The sequence below is a fragment of the Rhodococcus chondri genome (assembly GCF_036327435.1).
In the GTDB taxonomy this organism is placed as follows: domain Bacteria; phylum Actinomycetota; class Actinomycetes; order Mycobacteriales; family Mycobacteriaceae; genus Rhodococcus; species Rhodococcus chondri.
On the sequence record NZ_JAUZMZ010000287.1, the window covers coordinates 1 to 3579 of the forward strand.

The 3579-nt window shown below is 66.2% G+C and carries 5 protein-coding genes and 1 pseudogene; 3 read left to right on the forward strand and 3 right to left on the reverse strand.

Translation table 11 applies throughout. The features are described 5' to 3' along the window. Positions 1-74 precede the first annotated feature (74 nt). Together Q8814_RS25050 and Q8814_RS25055 are read right to left on the reverse strand one after the other, a co-directional pair. On the reverse strand, positions 75-932 hold the full coding sequence (locus tag Q8814_RS25050) for a mycofactocin-coupled SDR family oxidoreductase (RefSeq protein ID WP_330154662.1): 858 nt from the start codon (positions 930-932) through the stop codon (positions 75-77). Between the two features lie 49 nt (positions 933-981). Continuing rightward, positions 982-1809 (reverse strand): mycofactocin-coupled SDR family oxidoreductase, encoded by an 828-nt coding sequence (locus tag Q8814_RS25055; protein WP_330154663.1) that lies wholly within the window; start codon positions 1807-1809, stop codon positions 982-984. Positions 1810-1847: 38 nt separating this feature from the next. Between Q8814_RS25055 and Q8814_RS26595 the strand changes: the two are divergent. Further along, positions 1848-2033: pseudogene (locus Q8814_RS26595) on the forward strand (TetR family transcriptional regulator); the annotation flags it as partial. Between the two features lie 9 nt (positions 2034-2042). Continuing rightward, positions 2043-2474, forward strand: coding sequence for an acyl-CoA-like ligand-binding transcription factor (locus Q8814_RS25060; RefSeq protein ID WP_330154664.1), 432 nt, complete (start codon positions 2043-2045; stop codon positions 2472-2474). A 165-nt stretch (positions 2475-2639) separates the two neighbouring features. Here the strand turns inward: Q8814_RS25060 and Q8814_RS25065 are convergent, their stop codons facing one another. Beyond that, on the reverse strand, positions 2640-2993 hold the full coding sequence (locus tag Q8814_RS25065) for a zinc ribbon domain-containing protein YjdM (protein WP_330154666.1): 354 nt from the start codon (positions 2991-2993) through the stop codon (positions 2640-2642). A gap of 124 nt (positions 2994-3117) precedes the next feature. On the opposite strand from Q8814_RS25065, the gene Q8814_RS25070 reads away from it, so the two are divergent. Further along, on the forward strand, positions 3118-3579 hold a 462-nt coding region (locus Q8814_RS25070; RefSeq protein ID WP_330154665.1), incomplete at its 3' end, for an SDR family NAD(P)-dependent oxidoreductase.

Here is a 3579-nt window from a genome sequence, read left to right on the forward strand (position 1 = left end):
GGGTGCCGGTGACGGCGGCGTCGGATCGGGCGCTGTGGGTCACGATGCAGCCTCGGTCGAGTCGATTCCTGCCGTTACTTCTTCACCGGTTCATGGTTGTAGCCGGTGAGCAGCATGTGCCCTGCGTCGACGGGGATGGTCACCCCGGTGACGCTCGCCGCGAGCTCGGAATTCAAGTACAGGGCGGTGTTCGCGATGACTTCCGGGGGCATGAAGGTGTGTCCCTTGAGTGCGTGGAAGTGATAGCCACCCTCGAACAGCTCCTCCTGGGTGCCGCCCTCGTGACCGGCAAACATGTCCCGGGCACCCTGGTGATCGGTCATCGGGGTGCGGATCGCCCCCGGATTGATGGAATTGCACCGCACTCCGTGCGGGGCGAGTTCGAGGGCGATGTTCTTCATCAAGCCGATGACACCGTGCTTGGAAGCCACATAGTGGGCGTAGTTGACGCCCGGCTCGAGGCCGTTGACGGACGAGGTGATGACGATCGACCCGCTCTGCCGCTCGATCATATGCGGCGCTACCGCTTTCGCGGACTTCCACACGCCGGTGAGGTTGACGTCCATCATATCGTTCCAGGATTCTTCGCTCAGTTCCCAGAAGGGACCCATCGTCCAGATACCGGCGTTGGCGATGAGGATGTCGATCTGGCCGAACTCGGCGATTCCCTGCGCCACAGCGGCATCGAGCTGCTCTTGCGACCGCACGTCGGCGGTGATCGCCAAGGCACGGCGGTCGAGTTGCTCGACCTGCTTGACGGTCTCCGCAAGATCGTCCTGGCGGGCCATCGCGTACGGCACGCTGGCGATCTGGTCCGCGATGTCCACGAGGATCACGTCGGCGCCTTCCCGGGCCGAGACAAGGGCGTGCGCGCGGCCTTGTCCGCGGGCGCCGCCGGTGATGAGCGCGACCTTACCGTCGAGAAGTCCCATGATTACTCCCTTTTGCGTCGGTGGCTGAAAAGGTTTGTGCACGAACCGATCAGAGCCTGCCGCCGGCGTCGACGACGTGCTGGGTGCCGGTGACGTAGCGCCCGTCGTCGGAGACGAGGTAGACAATGGCGTTGGAGATGTCGATCGACTCGATCGCGGGGATCGGAAGCGCATTGAGAGTCCGGGCGGCTTCCTCGAAGTCGGCCCGGGTGGGGTTCTCGAGGTCGGGACGGAAGAGGCGATAAGTGGCGTCGTTGAGGATCATGTCGGTCGCGACGGTGGTGGGGTGCACGGTGTTGACGCGGATGCTTTGCGGGGCGAGTTCCTTCGCGAGGACCCGCATGAAGCCGACGAGGCCGGCCTTCGCCGCGCTGTAGTGCGCGATGTTCTCGTTCGCCCACATGGCCGCAAGCGAACTCGTCAGCACGACCGAGCCACCACGCCCGCCGGCCACGACGTGCGGGACGGCGGCCTTCACGGTCCTCCACTGACCTGTGAGATTGATGTCGATCATCGTCGTCCACATCTCGTCGGACATCTCGAGGGTGGGTGACATGCTGGAGATACCCGCGTTGGCGAGCACGATATCGAGCCTGCCCAACTCTGCGACGCCGTCGTCCGCTGCTGTCGCGAGAGCCTCGAAGTCACGAATATCGACTTCGGAAGCAATGATCCGCCGATCGAGTGCCTCTACTTGCCGTACCGTTTCGGCGAGGTCGGCGGGTGTCGCGGTCGCGTACGGGACGGTGTCCACCGGTCGGCACCCATCGACGGCGATGATGTCCGCACCTTCCTCCGCGAGTCGGAGCGCATGACTTCTGCCTTGTCCGCGTGCGGCCCCGGTGATGAAGGCGACTTTGCCGTCCAACTTGCCCATCGTGCACCCCTCGATTCCCGTACAACGAACCCCCGCTTGTGATCTACCTCTCACCGTATGGCAGGGAATGTCGAAAGCGTGGGGATTCGAGCCGCAAGAGGACTTTCGTCCGCTGGGCGCAAAGACTTTTTCCGGAAAAGAGATTCGAGCGGGTCGGTGTCGACGAGATAGCCTCTGCCGCAGGAATCAGCCGACGGACCTTCTTCCGCTACTTCCCCTCCAAGGCGGATGTGTTGTGGGTCGAATCATCGGCGGAGCCGGAAAGGCTGCATCAAGCACTGCAGACCGGCACCGTCGGCGACGAGGACTACAAGGTGCTCCTGATCCGGGCGGTGCTCGCCGCGTTGCGGTTTCCGCCCGAACGGCGCGAGTGGGCGTTGCACCGCGCACAACTCGTCTTCGATGTCCCGGCGGTGCAGGCGCACACCGCAGTCCGGCAGGAGGCCTGGCGCGCAGCAATCACTGAGTTCGTCGCCCGCCGGACGGGGTACCCGGACGACACACTCTTTCCGGTCGCGGTCGGCCACGCATCTACCGCAGCGGTGCAGGCCGCCCTTCGATACTGGATCGCGCACCCTGGCGAGGAACCGGCCGACGTGCTCGGTCGGATGCTGGAGCTGGCGCTACCCACAGTCCCACCCTCCGAAGACACCGGGACCCGGTAGTCGACACGCGCAGTGAAAACGCGGTCGGGACCGTCCCCGCACGATCGAGCCGCGGGCTGCGCCCGACCCCCTTGACGTGTGCGTTCGACTGCACCGCCCTGCTTTTCGATTGTGGTGGCCTCGGTCGCAAACCGCGGCCTCCGGCGAACGTTCCCTTCGCGCCTTTCACATGGTCTTCTTGACGACGCTCGATTTGAGCTGCATCGGACCGATGCCGTCGATCTTGCAGTCGATGTCGTGGTCGCCGACGCCGTCGACGAGGCGAATGTTGCGCACCTTGGTTCCCGCCTTGATGCCGGTGGGGCTGCCCTTGACCTTGAGGCTCTTGATCACGGTGACGGTGTCACCGTCGGCGAGAACGTTGCCGACCGCGTCCTTGATGGTCCCGAGTTCACTACCGTCCGTGGCCGCGGCGCCGGGGGCCCATTCGTGGGCACATTCCGGGCAGACCAGAAGGGCCCCCATCTCGTAGGTGTACTCGCAGGCGCATTCGGGGCACGGCGGCATCGTCTCGTTCACCTCGTCAGAATACGTGCGGTGCTCGGGTGTTCCTGCCTCGTCCGGCACCGCGACACCGGGCACCGCGACACCGGGCGGACGTGTCGACCACACCGACCGGTTTCCTGCCCGGCAGACTGGGCGCATGAGCAACTCCACTCCGTCCCCCGCCGGGTCCGTCGTCGTGTTCGGGGGCCGCAGCGAGATCGGCGTCGAGATCGCGGTGCGCCTGGCGCCGGGTCGCACCGTGGTGCTCGCCGCGCGCCGCGCCGGCGACCTCGACGAGCCGGTGGCGCGGGTGCGGGCGGCGGGCGCCGTCGCGGTGCATCCGGTCGAGTTCGACGCCGACGCACTCGACACGCACACCGCGGTGCTCGACGAGATCACCGCCGCGTACGGGCCGATCGACATCGCGGTGCTCGCGTTCGGAGTCCTCGGTGAGCAGGGGCGCGCGGAAACCGATGCGGCGCACGCGATTGCGATCGTGCATACCGATTACCTCGCCCAGGTCGCGTTGCTCACGCACCTGGCGCAGCGGCTGCGCGCGCAGGGCCGTGGCCGCCTGGTGGTGTTCTCCTCGGTCGCGGTCTGGCGGGTGCGCCGCGCC

Coding starts and splice junctions, on each gene's coding strand:
- Q8814_RS25050 (WP_330154662.1), bottom strand. CDS start 932: ATGGGACTTCTCGACGGTAAGGTCGCGCTCATCACCGGCGGCGCCCGC.
- Q8814_RS25055 (WP_330154663.1), bottom strand. CDS start 1,809: ATGGGCAAGTTGGACGGCAAAGTCGCCTTCATCACCGGGGCCGCACGC.